This window comes from Chitinophagaceae bacterium C216, assembly GCA_028485475.2.
GTDB lineage: Bacteria > Bacteroidota > Bacteroidia > Chitinophagales > Chitinophagaceae > Niabella > Niabella composti.
The window spans coordinates 874,502-891,140 of record CP144143.1; the positions used below are offsets into that span (position 1 = coordinate 874,502).

At 41.2% G+C, this 16,639-nt stretch carries 14 protein-coding genes; 8 read left to right on the forward strand and 6 right to left on the reverse strand.

The genetic code is table 11. The features are described from left to right. The first annotated feature begins 5 nt into the window (after nt 1–5). The 4 genes from PIECOFPK_RS03570 to PIECOFPK_RS03585 all read left to right on the forward strand — a co-directional run bounded on the left by PIECOFPK_RS03570 (nt 6) and on the right by PIECOFPK_RS03585 (nt 3,922). Entirely contained in the window at nt 6–608 is a 603-nt protein-coding gene (locus PIECOFPK_RS03570; protein WP_330975652.1) for a DUF5606 domain-containing protein, read from the forward strand. Nucleotides 609–705: 97 nt separating this feature from the next. Beyond that, nucleotides 706–2,418 carry a M3 family oligoendopeptidase gene (locus PIECOFPK_RS03575; RefSeq protein WP_330975653.1) on the forward strand — a complete coding sequence of 571 codons (1,713 nt, stop codon included), beginning with the start codon at nt 706–708 and terminating at the stop codon, nt 2,416–2,418. Nucleotides 2,419–2,599: 181 nt separating this feature from the next. Then, a complete protein-coding gene (locus PIECOFPK_RS03580) occupies nt 2,600–3,259 on the forward strand; it encodes a YceI family protein (protein WP_330975654.1) in 660 nt (219 codons plus the stop codon). A gap of 141 nt (nt 3,260–3,400) precedes the next feature. Then, nucleotides 3,401–3,922 carry a DUF2911 domain-containing protein gene (locus tag PIECOFPK_RS03585; protein WP_330975655.1) on the forward strand — a complete coding sequence of 174 codons (522 nt, stop codon included), beginning with the start codon at nt 3,401–3,403 and terminating at the stop codon, nt 3,920–3,922. 58 nt (nt 3,923–3,980) lie between these two features. On the opposite strand, the gene PIECOFPK_RS03590 is transcribed toward PIECOFPK_RS03585, so the two are convergent. The 5 genes from PIECOFPK_RS03590 to PIECOFPK_RS03610 form a co-directional block, all read right to left on the reverse strand. Then, a complete protein-coding gene (locus tag PIECOFPK_RS03590; RefSeq protein ID WP_330975656.1) occupies nt 3,981–4,841 on the reverse strand; it encodes an MBL fold metallo-hydrolase in 861 nt (286 codons plus the stop codon). An 84-nt stretch (nt 4,842–4,925) separates the two neighbouring features. Next, nucleotides 4,926–6,245, reverse strand: coding sequence for an MFS transporter (locus PIECOFPK_RS03595; RefSeq protein ID WP_409966530.1), 1,320 nt, complete (start codon nt 6,243–6,245; stop codon nt 4,926–4,928). 52 nt (nt 6,246–6,297) lie between these two features. Then, nucleotides 6,298–7,113 (reverse strand): undecaprenyl-diphosphate phosphatase, encoded by an 816-nt coding sequence (locus PIECOFPK_RS03600; protein ID WP_409966531.1) that lies wholly within the window; start codon nt 7,111–7,113, stop codon nt 6,298–6,300. Between the two features lie 81 nt (nt 7,114–7,194). Next, a complete protein-coding gene (locus PIECOFPK_RS03605; RefSeq protein ID WP_330975659.1) occupies nt 7,195–7,440 on the reverse strand; it encodes a DUF3098 domain-containing protein in 246 nt (81 codons plus the stop codon). A gap of 62 nt (nt 7,441–7,502) precedes the next feature. Continuing rightward, entirely contained in the window at nt 7,503–8,372 is an 870-nt protein-coding gene (locus tag PIECOFPK_RS03610) for a cell division protein FtsX (RefSeq protein WP_330975660.1), read from the reverse strand. A gap of 205 nt (nt 8,373–8,577) precedes the next feature. On the opposite strand from PIECOFPK_RS03610, the gene leuS reads away from it, so the two are divergent. The 3 genes from leuS (at nt 8,578) to ruvB (ending at nt 14,147) form a co-directional block, all read left to right on the forward strand. After that, nucleotides 8,578–11,391 carry a leucine--tRNA ligase gene (gene leuS / locus PIECOFPK_RS03615; RefSeq protein WP_409966532.1) on the forward strand — a complete coding sequence of 938 codons (2,814 nt, stop codon included), beginning with the start codon at nt 8,578–8,580 and terminating at the stop codon, nt 11,389–11,391. Nucleotides 11,392–11,677: 286 nt separating this feature from the next. Beyond that, nucleotides 11,678–12,964 (forward strand): DUF937 domain-containing protein, encoded by a 1,287-nt coding sequence (locus PIECOFPK_RS03620; protein ID WP_409966533.1) that lies wholly within the window; start codon nt 11,678–11,680, stop codon nt 12,962–12,964. A 145-nt stretch (nt 12,965–13,109) separates the two neighbouring features. Beyond that, entirely contained in the window at nt 13,110–14,147 is a 1,038-nt protein-coding gene (ruvB, locus tag PIECOFPK_RS03625; RefSeq protein ID WP_409966534.1) for a Holliday junction branch migration DNA helicase RuvB, read from the forward strand. 49 nt (nt 14,148–14,196) lie between these two features. Here the strand turns inward: ruvB and PIECOFPK_RS03630 are convergent, their stop codons facing one another. Further along, nucleotides 14,197–14,895 (reverse strand): response regulator transcription factor, encoded by a 699-nt coding sequence (locus PIECOFPK_RS03630; protein ID WP_330975664.1) that lies wholly within the window; start codon nt 14,893–14,895, stop codon nt 14,197–14,199. A gap of 187 nt (nt 14,896–15,082) precedes the next feature. Between PIECOFPK_RS03630 and PIECOFPK_RS03635 the strand changes: the two genes are divergently transcribed. Then, nucleotides 15,083–16,627, forward strand: coding sequence for a helicase HerA-like domain-containing protein (locus PIECOFPK_RS03635; protein ID WP_330975665.1), 1,545 nt, complete (start codon nt 15,083–15,085; stop codon nt 16,625–16,627). Nucleotides 16,628–16,639: the final 12 nt, after the last annotated feature.

Below are 16,639 nucleotides of genomic sequence, written 5' to 3' on the forward strand. Positions count from 1 at the left end.
TAATTATGGAGTATAACAAGTTAGTTGCGGTTACAGGGTTACCAGGCCTGTATGAGTTGATAAGTAGTAAACAGGACGGAGCTATTGTACGCTCTTTACAGGACAAGACTACCAAGTTTGCATCTGCCCGTATTCACCAGTTTTCACACTTGGAGAGTATTGAAATCTATACTAAAGGGGAGAATGTGAATTTGGTAGAAGTGTTTAACGCAATGGAAAAGGACGGAAGTCCCTTGCCTGATGTAAAAGATGCCAAAGCACTCCGTGCTTACTTTGAAAAAGTGTATCCCGATATGGATTTCGACCGCGTTTACAACAGCGACATGAAGAAAATTGTAAAGTGGTTCGATATCTTGAAAAGCAATAATGTAGAAATAAAACTCACCCAGTTGGATGAATCAGCTGAGGAACCCCAAGAAGAGGCATCTCAGGCGGCAGCTGCCGAAACAAAAGCGGCTGAAGAACCGGTAAAAGAAAAGAAAAAAGCAGCACCCAAAAAAGCGGCTGCAAAAAAAGCGGCAGAAGCTTCCGATGCAGATGAAAAAAGCGCGGCTCCTAAAAAAGCACCTGCTAAGAAGAAAGCAGCAGCTAAGAAAAAATCTGAATAGTATTTTTTATAGTGCGATAAGTCGAAAGTCTGTAGTGAGGAACGAGCTTCATCTTTCCGATTACAGACTTTCTTTGTAAAGAAACTCTAATTAAATTATGACAGCAGATATACAGCCTATTCCAAGACATTTTTTACCAGCGGATTTCAGCATTACTGACTGGAATGCGCTTGAACCCTATTTTAAAGAACTTCTGGAGCGGCCTCTTAATTCCTTACAGGAACTGGAGCAGTGGTTGAAAGACTTAAGCGAGTTGGAAGCTGTAGTAAGTGAAGAGGCCTGCTGGAGACAGATTAAAATGACTTGTGATACCGAAAATCCGCAGTTGGCTGAGAGTTTCAATTATTTTATGATGGAAATCCAGCCCAAGATGCAACCCTACTCCGATCAGCTGAACCGTAAGCTAATAAATTGTTCGTTTACTAAAGAGCTGAAGGATCCTGCTCATGTTACCTATCTGAGAAATGTAAAAAAGAATATCGATCTCTTCCGCGAAGAAAATATTCCTCTACACTCAGAATTAGCTGTCGAGGCGCAACAATTCGGAGTTATCAGCGGTAAGATGACCGTAACGGTAAGAGGGAATGAGTATACTTTGCAGCAGGCTGCCAAGTTTCTGGAAGATCCGGACAGAAATCTACGGGAAGAAGTATATCGTAAAATTGCGGAAAGAAGGTTGGCCGACAAAGATGCATTGAATGCTCTATACGATTCATTGCTTAAGAAAAGGCATCAGGTGGCTTTGAATGCGGGTTATGACAATTATCGCGACTATCGCTTTGTTGAGCTGGCCCGCTTTGATTACACCAAAGAGCACTGTTTTCAGTTTCACGAAGCGGTAAAGCAGCACGTACTGCCTATCGTAGATGAGATCTACAAAAAGAAAAGAGCCAAATTAGGGGTAGACACCTTGCGTCCTTGGGATGTGGATGCCGAGCCTGCAGGTGTTACACCATTAAAGCCATTTACCTCCGGTAAAGAGTTGCTCGAAAAAACCATCAGCTGTTTTAATAAATTGAATCCGTTTTTTGGCGATTGCCTCAAGAAGATGGACGAGCTGAAAAGGCTGGATCTAGAAAGCCGCAAGGGTAAAGCTCCCGGAGGCTATAACTGTCCGCTGGCAGAAACCGGTGCACCTTTCATCTTTATGAATGCGGCCGGAACATTGAATGATGTGGTGACAATGGTACACGAAGGCGGGCATGCCGTGCATTCTTTCCTTTCTCATTCCTTACCGTTGACCGGATTTAAAGAATATCCTACCGAGTTTGCCGAGGTCGCGAGTATGAGTATGGAGCTGTTTAGTATGAGTGAATGGAATGTATTTTTTGATAAAGAAGAGGAGCTGAAAAGAGCCATGGAACAGCAATTGGAAAGAGTTATTACCGTTTTCCCATGGATTGCTACTATTGATAAATTCCAACACTGGGTGTATGAAAACCCTCAGCACACTCATGAGGAAAGAATGCAGCAATGGGTGCGTATTCTCGATGAGTTTACTCCCGAAAGTTTGGATGTAAGCGGCTTAGAGTCTTACAGACAATACAGTTGGCAAAGGCAACTGCATTTATTTGAAGTGCCTTTCTACTATATTGAATATGGTATTGCACAGTTAGGAGCTATTGGGTTATGGCAGCAGTTTAAGAAGGACAAGCAACTTGCTTTGCAAAACTATATTCAGGGGCTGAGCTTAGGAGGCACCCGTCCTTTACCACAGCTTTTTGAAGCAGCCGGTCTAAAATTTGATTTATCGCCGGCCTATATTAAAGAGTTGATGAATTTTGTAAAAGCAGAAATGGAAAGTCTTTAATGCCAGTAACTCGTTGATAACAAGTTTTTAAGATTTGCATTAATAGATTTAAAAATTCCGATTTGGAGTAATAATCGCTTAAATCGGAATTTTTTATATATTCAGTAATTGAACATTTTTCATCGTCCCTTGTTATTACCTTTTAATAAAAAATCATAGTAAACAAAAAAACAAATTGTGTATGAAGAAAATATTTGCATTACCTATTATTGCTGCTATTGTATTTGCTTCTTGTAATTCTGCCCCCAAAGCCGATGAGGCTAAAACCGAAGATGTTCAGGATGTTGCTGCTGCAGAAGGCGAGGCCTATAAGGTAGATACTACTCAGTCTGTAAACTTCATAGGGACAAAACCCGTAGGAGCTCACTCCGGTAAATTCTTGGTAAAAGAAGGTGAAATCTTTGTAAAAGACGGTACTGGTGTAAGCGGTGGTAGACTGGTGTTTGATATCAACAGTCTTGTTATTACCGATGCAGATACTACCGGTACTACTAATTTAAAAGGACATTTATTGTCTGCTGATTTTCTGGATGCCGAAAAATTTCCTACAGCTACTTTTGAAATTACAGCTGTAGAAGATTATGTTGCAGATAGTACTAACGCATTGGTGCTGGAAGGAGCCACTAATATCATTAAAGGTAACTTAACTCTGAAAGATGTTACTAAGAATGTATCCTTCCCGGCTATTATTAATGTAACTCCTACATCTGTTTCTGCTAAGGCAAACTTCAATATCGACCGTACTCAGTGGAATTTAACATACGGTAATGATAAATCTTTAGGTGATAAATTTATCAGACCCGAAGTAAATATCAACTTTGAGATTACAGCTGTAAAATAAGACAGCAGCTGCTTTTAGCCCGGCCATATTACGTCTTTGGCAGACTATTTGTACTCTTTGGTTGAAGAAAAAATGGCCGTATTTGTTTATTTTTAAAAAATCTGAAGGCCTGTTTTAGTCAACCTGTTTAAATTTAAGCGTATGAAAAAGTTAGTTTTATTGATATTCGGTCTAGTTGCACTGTTTTTCGTAAATGCTCAAGAAAAACAGAATGCACCGGCACCCAAAAGCCCGCCTGCTACTGTGAGTGAGGAACTGAGTAATGGTACGGTAATTACTATTAATTACAGCCGTCCTTCAGTAAGAGGTAGAACTATTGGCAAAGATTTGGAACCACTTCCCGGTCAGGTATGGCGTACTGGAGCTAATAAGGCTACTGTATTCGAAGTAAGCAAAGATGTTACCGTCGAGGGCAAAGCATTGCCGGCGGGTAAATATGCATTGTTTACTTTGGTAGATGGCGATGATTGGACCATTATCTTCAATAAAACATGGGATCAGTTTGGTGCGTTTAAGTACAAACAGGCTGATGATGCTTTACGTGTTCACGTTACTTCTCAAAAAGCGGAATCTTTTGCAGAAACACTCACCTTTACTATCAGTAAGGAAGGAGTAGTAACACTGCTTTGGGGAGATTATAAAGTGAGCTTTAACGTAAAGTAAGCGAACGATACTTTTAAGTGAAGATATATTTACCCGCCTACATAAGGCGGGTATTTTTTTATATATCCGATAACCGGAAGATTTCTTTTGCTCTGATACCTTTTTCAGTTTGAGTAAGGGTACAACATTCATTTACAGGGTCGTGCTCAAAGAAAAGAATATACTCGCGCTCTAAAGCTTCCTTCAGAAAAACCTCTTTCTCCATCATTGAAAGCAACGGCCTAGTATCATATGACATTACATAAGGAAGCGGAATATGGCCTATCGAAGGCAACAGGTCTGCCATAAACACAATAGTCTTTCCCTTATATTCCAACTGGGGCAACATCATGGAGTCGGTATGTCCATCTGCAAAACGCACCTGCACCTGCTTGGTAAAATGAGCGAGGGCTAATGCATTTTGTTGATCCTTTCTGTCGTTTACAAATTGTAATCGACCACTTTCTTGTATAGGCAGTATATTTTCTTTGAGAAAAGAAGCTTTCTCGCGTGGATTGGGTTCGGTAGCCCACTTCCAATGGCGCTCATTACTCCAGAAAGTTGCGTTTTTGAATGCAGGTATTAGTTGTTCGCCTTCTTTTTTAATCGCACCGCCACAATGATCAAAATGCAAGTGTGTTAGAAAAACATCGGTTATATCATCACGGTGGAAGCCGTGTGCCGCAAGGCCTTTGTCCAGCGAATCATCTCCATGTAAATAATAAAAGCTGAAAAACTTTTCACTTTGTTTATCACCCATACCGGCATCCACTAATATGAGGCGCTCACCATCTTCTATTAACAAAGAACGCATAGCCCAAGTGCACATATTGTTTTCGTCGGCAGAGTTGAGTTTGTTCCAAATGCTTTTAGGAACAACGCCAAACATAGCACCTCCATCCAGCTTGAAATATCCGTGATTGATAGAATAAAGTTTCAATGTATTGGGTTTAAATTTTCCGGACTGATTTATTCAGATAATAATTGATGCTGGAATAAAGTTACAAAAGATTGATGGTAGCCATTAGGCTGTTTGAGTTTGTTTTTGCTTATATAGGGCCGAGTACAGCCATACTAGTCCTATTGCAAAGAAAACGATGAGTGATAATACTGAGTTTTTCATCGTGCCCGTGATTTCTTCAATACGGCCAAATGTAAAAATACCAATTACGATAGCCAGTTTTTCGGTAAGATCGTAGTAACTGAAAAATGATGCAGTATCTTTTGTATCGGGCATAAGCTTGGAATAGGTTGATCGGCTTAAGGATTGAATGCCCCCCATAACCAAGCCTACTAGTAGGGCCAAGATGTAAAAATGATATTCGGCATTGATCCCTTTTTCGGCGACACCTGCTGTGTAATACGCCAGTATACAGATAATAATCCAGAATACGATTACGCCCATGAGCACTTTTAGGTTGCCGTAAATTGCCGAAAGACGTGACATACCCCAAGCTCCCAGTATGGCTACCAACTGAATGAGTACAACGGTAACGATCAGTTTTGTATCGGGTAGTCCCAGCAATTTGCTTCCGAATATAGTAGCAGCCAGCATTACGGTTTGTACCCCCATGCTATAGAAAAAAAAGCCGCGCAGAAAGCGTTTCAGTATGGGCATGTGTTTGACTTGGTCATACACTTTTTTCATTTCTTGAAACCCTTCCTGAATGACATTACCTTTTTTAGTCTGTACAACATTGGATTGGGGTAATGCAGCAAAAGTGATTTGTGCAAATGCAAACCACCAAATACCCACCAATAAAAAAGTGATGCGCGTGGCGAGTCCCGGATCGCTCATCGTCATTACCAATACAAATCCCACAATCTGCATTAATACACTGCCTATATATCCGTAAGCATAACCTTTGGCACTAATGCGGTCCCTATCTTCAGGTGCTGCAATTTCGGGCAGATAAGCGTTGTAGAATACCAGACTGCCTACATATCCCATGGCTGCCATCATAAATGCAATAACGCCTAACAGCAGTGTATCTGATTTAAAAAAGAACAATGCGCTACATCCTATTGCGCCCATATAACAGAAAAAGCGCATAAAGTTTTTCTTATTACCTCTTGTATCTGCAATAGAAGTAAGAATAGGATACAAAATGGCGATAATTAGATAGGCTACCGCCAGTATGTAATCGTAGAGAGAAGAATTGACAAATTCCCTACCCAGAAAAGTTACTTTATGCTCTTGGTCATTGCTTCCTGTAACGGCTAGAAAGTAAATAGGAAAAAAAGTAGTAGTGATAACAAGATTGTAAACGCTGTTGGCCCAATCGTACATGGCCCAGCCATTCGTAACTTTCTTGGAAGTTGTAATAACTTTTCCTTCTGTCATTTACTAAAAATAAACAATTATGCGGAGTCGGTTATAATAGCAAGCTTTTTCATCAACCGATGATACCCTGATAAATCAGTACTAATAAAATAACTCCTACAATGATACGATACCAGCCAAATATCTTAAAGCCGTATTTCTTCAGATAGTTAATGAAAAACTTAATAGCAATAATAGATACTACAAAAGCTACTACATTTCCAATGATAAAAGCAATCGTATTATCCTGAGACTGTAAAATCAGTTCGTACCCTTTGATGGTGCCATCGCTCCATTTTTTCAGGAATAAAGAGTATAAAGTGGCGGCCGCCATGGTAGGAACTGCAAGAAAGAAGGAAAACTCAGCTGCAATATTGCGGGTAAACTTTTGTTGCATACCACCTATAATAGAAGCGGCACTGCGGCTTACACCGGGAATCATGGCAATACACTGCCAAAGACCTGTTAGAAAGGCGCGTTTATAAGTGATTTCATTTTCGCTATGGATCGTGGGGTGATTAAAAGCTTTATCAATAAATAATAACACAACACCGCCCAGCAATAAAGATACGGCCACGGTGGTAGGACTTTCCAGCATGGCATCAATTTTATCGGAGAATAATGCACCTAATATCAGTGCCGGAATGACACCTATTATCAGCTTCACATAAAACTGCCAGCGGCTAAAGTCAAAGAATTTTCTCCAGTATAAAACTACTACGGCCATAATGGCGCCCAGCTGAATTGCTACTTCAAACAGCTTGGTGAACTCGTCCTTTTCGATGCCCATAAACGAGCTGGTGATAATCATATGTCCCGTAGAGGAAACAGGTAAGTATTCGGTAAGTCCTTCAACAATCGCTATAATAATTGCTTCAATAATGCTCATAATACAGATTTGTAAAAAAACAGGCGATACGTTTTATAGCATCGCCCGATAAATTTATGAATAACGGCACTCGAAGATGGATTATTGCTTCGATGTGGTATTTTTAAATATTGCGTAACCTTCTATTGCAAGCCCTATAAGAATTACAATGGGAGCAATAGTGATGCGTCGGGTACTATATACTTCATGCGCATTAAATACAGCCGGGTCATCGCTTTTTCCTCCGACCATCAAAAGCATGCCCAGAGCAATAACAATGGCTCCGATGAGCATCCATACATAATTGCTTTTGCCAAACATTGCTGGGGGTATGTTGTTTTCAGCCATTTTTGTCGGTTTAATGTGTTGCAATATTAGGATTGTTTTTCAAAATAAATGTTAGATTTTCATTAATATAGGTCGTCCAGCTTTTTCTTCAGGTATTTCAAGGCGCTGGTATGAGTGCTGATAAGGGTTATCAGAATACCCAATACCATCATGCCCAAGAACAGAAAGGTCAGTTGTGTATTGTTTTGTATCACGCTCAGCTCGGGAATCATTTTTTTAGCTGCTCTGATTACCAGTAGCACAGCTATAATGGCAATGGCCCCACTAATAGCACCGTTAATAATAGCCCTTATATCCAGAGGTTTGGTGATAAACCAGCGGGTAGCACCTACCATTTGCATGGTTTTGATGGTAAATCGGTTGCTAAACATAGCTAGGCGAATAGTATTATCGATGAGTACAATGGCAGCCAAAAGCAATATCAATGACAGGCCCACCAATACCCAGTTTACTACTTTTATTTTACTATCCAGACCACCTACCAGCAGTTCAGGATACTTCACTTCGGTGACATAGGTCTGTTTTTCCAAATCTTGTTTAATATTCAAAAGTGTATCCGGGTGTAAGTACTCCGATTTTACCTTAAAGTCAATGCTTTGGGGCAGTGGGTTTTCCGTTAGAATGCCTTCCCAGCTTTCATTGCCATCGGCTAGATACCGGGCTTTGGCCATTTCTTTGGTAGTAAATATATATTCTTTTATGTAAGGCTGAGCGGCAATGTAGTTCACCAGGTCAGCACTGTCTGATTTTGCCAATGGTTCGCGTAGGTACACATTCACTTCTACTTCTTCCTTAAAATGTTCTCCCAAAGTACGGGTATTAATCACCAGCCAGCCTATCACCCCTAGCAGAAAAAGCACTAGGGTTACGCCCAAAATACTCATAAAGTATGAAGCTTTACCCCTTTTTACTGCTTTTGTTTTTTTCGACATAATGGTACCTTTTACTAAAATACTACAAGACTGGCAAATTTAGGGTATTCACACCTACAATGCTTAAATTTGCCGCCATGCAAAAAGCAGGTACTAATTTATGATACAAAATGCCTGTTTTTTGTAGAATAAGGCAATAGTGACAAGGTTTGGGATAATACCTTTTTGTCGCATGATTGGTATAAAATTAATTCAATAAATAGTGATGGAGTACGATTTTAGTTCGATAGAGAAGAAATGGCAACAGATTTGGAAAGAAAACAATGCTTATAAGGTTGCCAACGACAGCAGTAAGCCCAAGTATTATGTGCTGGATATGTTTCCTTATCCTAGTGGAGCCGGCTTGCACGTAGGACATCCGTTGGGCTATATTGCCAGTGATATTTATGCTCGCTATAAAAGACTGAAAGGATATAATGTGCTGCACCCCATGGGCTATGATGCCTTTGGTTTGCCGGCCGAGCAATATGCTATCGAACACGGCATTCATCCTGCCGTTTCTACGGCAAAAAATATCGAAACATTTCGCAGGCAGCTGGACAATATCGGTTTTTGCTACGACTGGAGCCGCGAGGTGCGTACGAGCGACCCCAAATATTACAAATGGACACAGTGGATTTTTCTACAGTTATTCAAATCTTTCTATAACAGACAAAAACAGAAAGCCGAGCCGATTACCGAACTGATTAAGGCTTTTGAGCAGGAAGGGAACGCCAATCATCCTATTCCTAACGATAAATATCAGATTCCGGGAATCGGAGGCACCACCTTCACTGCTGAACAGTGGCAATCATTTGATGAAGCCACACAGCAATCTATTTTAATGGAATACCGATTGGCCTATTGCGGCTATGGCGAAGTAAACTGGTGCGAGGCTTTAGGAACCGTACTGGCCAATGATGAGGTGGTAAACGGGGTGAGCGAACGTGGCGGCTACCCCGTAGTGAAGAAAAAATTGCGGCAGTGGTATCTGCGTATTACGGAGTATGCAGATAGATTGTTGCAGGGTTTGCAAACCGTAGATTTCAGCGATGCGATGAAGGAAATGCAAACCAACTGGATTGGCAAAAGTTATGGTGCTGAAATCACCTTCAAAATTAAGAGTACACAATCCAAGGTAGACAGCTTTGTGGTGTATACCACCCGTCCTGATACCATTTTTGGGGTGGACTTCTGTGTACTGGCACCTGAGTTGGATTATATTCTGGATATATGTTCCGAAGCACAAAGAGCTGAGGTAGAAGCATACATCGCCTATGTAAAAAGCCGTAGTGAAAGGGAGCGTATGTCGGAAAAGAAAATTACCGGCGCCTTTACCGGAGCGTATGCTATTAATCCCTTTAACGGTAGGGAAGTGCCTATTTGGATCAGTGAATATGTGTTGGCTGGCTATGGAACTGGCGCCGTAATGGCCGTTCCTTGTGGCGATGAGCGCGACTTTAAGTTTGCCCAACATTTCAATATTCCTATCACCAATATTATCGGCGAGCATTTTAACGGGAAAGAAGCTAATCCTACCAAGGATGCCGTGCTAAGCAACTCTGGTTTTCTGGATGGCGTACCTATGCGCGAGGCTATGGAGAAAGTGATTGAAGAAGTAGAAAAGCGTGGTATCGGTCAGCGTAAAGTGAATTATAAAATGCGTGATGCCGCCTTCAGTCGTCAGCGTTATTGGGGAGAGCCTTTCCCGATTAAGTGGGTCAACGGTATCGCTTACCCTCTGGATGAAAAAGAATTGCCGCTGACCCTGCCTGATGTGGAATCTTATAGTCCGGGCCCTGAAGGACAAGGTCCTCTAGCAAATATTCCGGAATGGATAGCCCAAAATCTGGAAACCAATACTATGCCCGGTTATGCTGGTTCTTCTTGGTATTTCCTGCGCTATATGGACCCTCACAATGAACAGGAGTTTGCAAGTCGCCAAGCAACCGATTACTGGAACCAAGTAGATCTGTATATCGGTGGTACCGAACATGCAGTAGGCCACCTATTGTATAGCCGCATGTGGACTAAAGTGCTGTACGATTTGGGCTATATTGGTTTTGATGAGCCGTTCAAGAAATTGGTTAATCAGGGAATGATACAGGGCAACAGCCGCTTTGTATATCGTATTCATGGTACTAACCAGTTTGTATCGCATGGCTTGATTGATAAGGACGGAACTTATCAGGGTAACACCCTAGATAAAATACATACAGATGTAAATATCGTCGACGGTTATGAATTGGACATCGAGGCCTTTAAAAAATGGCGCAACGGAGAGTTTGCCGATGCCACCTTTATCCTGGAAGATGGCAAATATATATGCGGTAGTGAAATTGAAAAAATGTCCAAATCGAAATTCAATACCGTAAATCCTGATGATCTGGTAGCCAAATACGGTGCAGATACTTTCCGCATGTACGAAATGTTCCTGGGTCCGGTAGAGTTAAGTAAACCTTGGGATACAAAAGGGATTGAAGGCGTTCACCGCTTTTTAAAGAAATTGTGGCGTTTGTTCTATAAAGAAAATGCAGATGGAACATCCACAGCCATCTGGAAAGACGAAGCGCCTACACCGGAAGAGCTCAAGGTATTGCATAAAGCAATTAAAAAAATTGAAGAAGATACCGAGCGGTTCAGCTTTAATACAGCTGTAAGTACGTTTATGATTCTGGTGAATGAGCTAACCGATTTAAAGAGCCATAAAAAAGCGATTTTGGAACCATTGCTCATTATGCTCACGCCTTATGCACCCCATATAGCAGAAGAACTGTGGCATGCTCTGGGCAACACTACGTTTGTATTGGATGCGCCTTATCCTAAGTTTGAAGAGAAATATGTAGTGGAAACCAGCAAGGAATACCCCATTTCCATCAACGGTAAGATGCGCACTACTATGAATATTTCATTGGATGCGGAGCAGAAAGATGTGGAAGCACTGGTATTGGCCAATGAAGTGGTGAAAAAATGGATTGAGGGTAAGACGCCTAAAAAGATCATTTATGTAAAGAATAAAATGATCAACATTGTGGTGTAAGTGAAAATTGCTCAAACGGTTTATATAGTTAATCTGGTCATAGTTGAAACCGTTCTCTGATATAGGGGACGGTTTTCTATTTTTTATTTTCCTAAATCGAACATTTTTTGTTTAACTTTAAAGGAGCATTGGATGTTGATATGAGCTAGCCGTGAATGAGCTGTTGTCTTAAACTTTGACGTGATTATTGTGAAAATCGAAGTAGTCTAGTAAACGTTTTAACGATTGGCTTGCATGCGCTTTTATACAAAGCGATTCAATATTTCAAAACCTAAATAACATTACCATGTCAATCAACATCGTAGATCTTGTAAAAAACTACATTTCGCAAGACCTTATCTCCAAAGCCAGCTCATTTCTGGGCGAAAATGAAGGTGGTGTCTCCAAAGCGCTTTCGGGTTTAATACCATCCGTTCTTGGCGGTATTATTTCAAAAGGTACCGCATCGGAAAGCAATGCACAACAGTTGCTGGATGCTGCTAAAGAAGCTAACAATACGGGATTGTTAGGTAATCTGGGTTCTTTATTTGATAATCAAGATTTGTTATCGAAAGGTTCTGGCTGGGTTGGTAATCTTTTTGGAGGACAGTCCAATACCCTAGTAGACCTTATATCCAAATTTGCCGGTATCAAATCTTCCTCTTCTTCTTCGTTGTTAAATATGATTACGCCTTTAATACTAGGATTACTAGGAAAAAAGGCGCAGGATGACAATTTGAATGCAGGAGGATTTTTAAATTTACTTGCTTCACAAAAAAATAATGTACTCAGCGCATTACCTACCGGCTTAGGTACTATTGCGTCTACTTTAGGCTTGGGAGCTATTGGCGAATCGGCTAAAGCAGCAGTTGAAGGATTACAGAATACCGCATCATCGGCCTATAAAAATGTAGAAAGTGGTGGAGGCAACAAGTGGTTATGGCCATTGTTGATACTTGCTGCATTGGTTTTGTTGCTGTGGTGGCTATTAGGTAAGGGGTGTAATCAGAATGTAGAGGGTAATGCCATTACTGAAGATACGGCGGACGCTGCAGCAGAACCGGTAACTGCCGGAGGAACACTCGATACGGTTACAGGCAATTATATCTACGATGTGGGACCGAATATAGAGATCAAACTGCCGGACGGTACGGTATTGAATGTGGGCGCTAACAGTACCGAAGCTAAATTATATAAAATGCTTACCGACGATGCATTTACCGTGGATACAGTAAACAAATCTGCTAACTGGATAGTGCTGGATCGTGTATATTTTGAAACCGGTAAATCGATACTTACTGCCGAATCTGCCGCACAGGTAAGCAATATTGCTACAATTCTTAAAAACTTCCCTGCCGCTTCTATTAAATTAGGGGGGTATACCGATAATACGGGCGATGCTGAGGTTAATAAAAAAGTATCTGCCGAAAGAGCTAAAATAGTAGCACAAGAGTTGATCAAAGCGGGTGCCACAGCAAATCAGGTGGTTGAAGCAGAAGGTTATGGCCCAGAGTTTCCGGTATGTCCGGCAAATGATACTCCTGAATGTCGCGCACAGAACAGAAGAGTGGATCTGAAAGTAGCTACTAAGTAAAACTTACAAACCCAATCTAATACTTAAGCCGCAACCTTTGAGGGGAGCGGCTTTTTTTATGGGAGCAGATGACGGTGACGTATCAGCATCATGTATCATTTTTTATAAACCTTATACTGCAAATCCTAGTTATCTTTGACGAACAATGAGCAATCCTAATTTAAATAGAGATAAAGAAGGGCTGAGTGCTGCAGACAGGGAATTTGAAAATACCATACGCCCTGCTCATATACAGGAATTTGCAGGGCAGCCCCAGCTGATAGAAAATCTTACCATTTTTATCAAGGCTGCAAAAATTCGGGGTGAGGCGTTGGACCACATTTTGTTTCATGGGCCTCCCGGGTTGGGAAAAACTACTCTATCGCGCATTGTAGCCAATGAATTGGGGGTAAACATTAAGGAAACCAGTGGTCCGGTTATCGAAAAGCCCGGCGATCTGGCAGGACTGCTTACATCGTTGGAGCCGAACGATGTATTGTTTATTGATGAAATCCATCGTTTGAGTACAGTGGTAGAAGAGTATCTGTATGCAGCCATGGAAGATTATCGATTGGACATACTTATTGATAGCGGCCCTAATGCCCGCAGCATTCAATTATCCTTAAATCCTTTTACACTTATCGGGGCTACCACTCGCAGTGGATTGCTCACGGCGCCATTATTATCTCGATTTGCCATAAAATCTCGTTTGGAGTATTATCCTGTAGATACGCTTCAGAAAATAGTAATGCGCTCTGCAAGTATACTGGATGTGAAGATCGATGAAAGGGCTGCCCGTGAAATAGCTGCCCGTAGCCGTGCTACGCCACGTATTGCGAATGGCTTATTACGTCGCGTACGAGATTTTGCACAAGTGCTGAACGATGGAGTGATAGATTTGGGTATTACCCAACATGCTTTAAAAGCATTGAATGTAGATGAATACGGGCTGGATGAAATGGACAATCGTATTTTGCTTTGTATTATAGAAAAATTCAATGGAGGTCCGGTGGGAATTAGTACCATTGCCACTGCGGTTGGTGAAGAGCCAGGCACCATTGAGGAAGTATATGAACCATTTTTGATACAGGAAGGATTCTTACAACGAACTCCACGGGGTAGAGAGGTAACGGCTAAAGCATATGAGCATTTGGGAAAGAAACCGGGTGCAGGAAGTGGGGTGACTTTACAATTGGATTTTTAAAAAAAAGCCCGGGACAATGCGCGGGCTTTTTTTTATGTATAAATAATTTTTACGGATGTACTACGAGTCGGAATCCGTTACCATGGATATTCACGATCTCTATTTTATCATCGTCTTTTAAATACTTACGCAGCTTGGCTATGTATACGTCCATACTACGTCCGTTGAAGTAAGTGTCGCTACCCCATATTTTTTTCAATGCTTGTTCACGAGGCAACAGGTCGTTCAGGTGTTCTGCCAGCATTTTCAGTAGTTCGTTTTCTTTAGGAGAAAGTGTTTGTGTACGACCGTTGAAAGTTAGCTGACGCAACTTGGGATTGAAATGATAACCCGCTAGTTGGTATTCTTTATTTTCGTTTTCCTTATTGAGTTCTTCATTGCGTTTTAGAATGGCCTTAATCTTCATTAATAACACTTCACTATCGAAAGGCTTGGTAATATAATCGTCAGCGCCCAGTTTGTATCCCTGAATAATGTCTTCTTTCATAGTTTTGGCACTGAGGAAGAACAGCGGAACATCCGGATCGATATCACGAATCTCTTCCGCTAGTGTAAAACCATCCATATGGGGCATCATCACATCGAGCAGGCAGAGATCAAATTTCTCTCTCTGAAACGCTGCCAGACCTAATCGACCATCCCTTTCCAGCGTAACATTGTAATCGTTCAACTCTAAATAGTTCTTTAAAACGTTACCCAGATTAGGATCATCTTCGCATAATAGGATGTGTGGTTTATTTGCTTCCATTATTTTCTGTTTTGTATGATACTTTGATTACAAATAAAGTTAATGCTTTTTAATGCATTAAAAAACGGCAACCAATTTTTTGTTAAAAGATTAGTACGTAATTATATACAACAGATTTCTTGCAGTTTAGTTTAATTTGTAATAAAAGGTATTTCAATTATTTTTATCTTAAGGAAAATTTTTTTACATGGCAAATACAGCAAAATTTTTGGAAACGGTAAATACCGGTTATACATTCAAAGGCGAAAGCTATAAAATGGGGCGTGCCATGCTAAATGGCGAAGTAGTAGAAGGTGCCGATGTATATCTTCCTTTTAAAACACTGAACCGTCATGGACTCATTGCCGGTGCTACCGGTACCGGTAAAACCAAAACCTTGCAAGTGCTAGCCGAGGGTCTCAGCGATGCCAGTATACCAGTAGTGTTGATGGATATAAAAGGCGACCTGAGCGGAATTGGAGCTGCCGGTGAGATGAATGATAAAATTACAAGCCGCAGTCAGCTGTTGGGAATTGATTTCAAACCGCAAGCATATCCTGTCGAATTTTTAACATTAAGTAAGGAAAAAGGAACTCGCCTACGTGCTACGGTGAGCGAGTTTGGTCCTATTCTGCTTTCTAAAATTCTGGAACTGAACGACACGCAAGCCGGTTTTGTATCCATGATTTTTAAATACTGTGATGATAACAAATTGCCCCTACTGGATTTAAAAGATTTTATAAAAGTACTACAATATGTAAGTGGCGAAGGCAAAGCAGAGCTGGAGAAAGACTACGGAAAAATTTCTACCACCTCTACCGGTACTATTTTAAGAAAGGTGATTGAGCTGCAACAACAGGGAGCCGACTTGTTTTTTGGCGAAAGAAGTTTTGATGTGGAAGATCTGATGCGTATCAGTGATGACGGACGTGGTATTATCTCGATTGTACGCGTAACAGATTTGCAGGATCGTCCGAAGTTGTTTTCTACCTTCATGCTGCAAATGCTAGCCGAGTTATATGCTTCTTGTCCGGAAGAAGGAGACTTGGACAAACCCAAGCTGGTATTGTTCATAGATGAAGCGCACCTAATATTCAATCAAGCCAGTAAAGCGTTGTTGGATCAAATTGAAACGATTGTAAAGTTAATTCGTTCAAAAGGTGTTGGAATATTCTTCTGTACACAAAATCCTATGGACGTTCCGGCGCCGATACTGGCACAGTTGGGATTGAAGGTGCAGCATGCGCTGCGTGCCTTTACAGCGGCTGATAGAAAAGTGATTAAGCAAACTGCAGAAAACTATCCTTTCTCAGAATTTTATAAAACCGATGAATTATTAACGCAGGTGGGTATCGGTGAGGCGCTTGTAACCATGCTGAATGAAAAAGGAGTTCCTACGCCACTGGTACACTGTATGCTGCGCGCTCCGCAGAGCCGTATGGATGTGTTGACCGACTCGGAAATAGATGCAATTGTGAGTCGTTCTAAAATTGCGGCGCGCTATAATGAGGAGATCGATAGCTACAGTGCCTATGAAATTCTGAATCAAAAACTAGAACTAGCGGCAGAAAGAGCAGCGGCTCTGGAGCAACAGAAGCAAACCGGTCGCACACAGCAGAAACCTGAAAAAACTATTTTGGATGATCCTATTGTAAGAAGTATGGCGCGTACTGCTGGTAATACTATAGTGCGTTCATTACTTGGCGCCATCGGCCTTAGCGGTACTCGTAGAAAAAAGAGCAGCTGGTTTTAAACGGCTGCTCTT